The organism is Pauljensenia sp. 20925_1_34, from assembly GCF_041432775.1.
Classification (GTDB): Bacteria; Actinomycetota; Actinomycetes; order Actinomycetales; family Actinomycetaceae; genus Pauljensenia.
Genome location: NZ_JAPWAG010000062.1, coordinates 1 through 1,154, shown reverse-complemented (window position 1 = coordinate 1,154; position 1,154 = coordinate 1). Strand labels below are relative to the sequence as shown.

Sequence of the window (1,154 nt, the reverse complement as noted above, 5' to 3'; positions counted from 1 at the left end):
ATTAGTACCAGTCGGCTCACGAGCACCTTGCGGTGCTTCCACCTCTGGCCTATCTACCCGCTAGTCTGGCGGGGGCCTCTCACCCCACTGAGGGGCGTGGAAACCTCATCTTGAAGCAGGCTTCCCGCTTAGATGCTTTCAGCGGTTATCCCTTCCGAACGTAGCTAACCAGCCATGCACCTGGCGGTACAACTGGCACACCAGAGGTTCGTCCATCCCGGTCCTCTCGTACTGGGGACGGCCCTTCTCAAATTTCCTGCGCGCACAGAGGATAGGGACCGAACTGTCTCACGACGTTCTGAACCCAGCTCGCGTACCGCTTTAATGGGCGAACAGCCCAACCCTTGGGACCAACTCCAGCCCCAGGATGCGACGAGCCGACATCGAGGTGCCAAACCATGCCGTCGATATGGACTCTTGGGCAAGATCAGCCTGTTATCCCCGGGGTACCTTTTATCCGTTGAGCGACCACGCACCCACGTGCCATGGCCGGATCACTAGTTCCTGCTTTCGCACCTGCTCGACCCGTCGGTCTCACAGTCAAGCTCCCTTGTACACTTGCACTCGCCACCTGATTACCAACCAGGCTGAGGGAACCTTTGAGCGCCTCCGTTACATTTTAGGAGGCAACCGCCCCAGTTAAACTACCCACCAGGCACTGTCCCCAACCCGGATCACGGGCCAAGGTTAAGGTGACCGCTTGAACCAGAATGGTATTTCAACGACGACTCCACCACCGCTGGCGCGGCAGCTTCACAGTCTCCCACCTATCCTACACAAGTCCAAGCGAACACCAATACCAAGCTATAGTAAAGGTCCCGGGGTCTTTCCGTCCTTCTGCGCGAAACGAGCATCTTTACTCGTACTGCAATTTCACCGAGTTCACGGTTGAGACAGCGGAGAAGTCGTTACGCCATTCGTGCAGGTCGGAACTTACCCGACAAGGAATTTCGCTACCTTAGGATGGTTATAGTTACCACCGCCGTTTACTGGGGCTTAAATTCACCGCTTCACACCCCGGGGGGTGTTGACGGTTCCTCTTAACCTTCCAGCACCGGGCAGGCGTCAGTGCGTATACATCGCCTTACGGCTTCGCACGCACCTGTGTTTTTGATAAACAGTCGCTTCTCCCTATTCTCTGCGACCCCCCAACC

1 rRNA gene is annotated in these 1,154 nt (G+C 56.6%); it reads right to left on the bottom strand.

The window, feature by feature from the left end:
* Nucleotides 1-1,154, bottom strand: a 23S ribosomal RNA gene (locus tag O3669_RS10855); the annotation flags it as partial.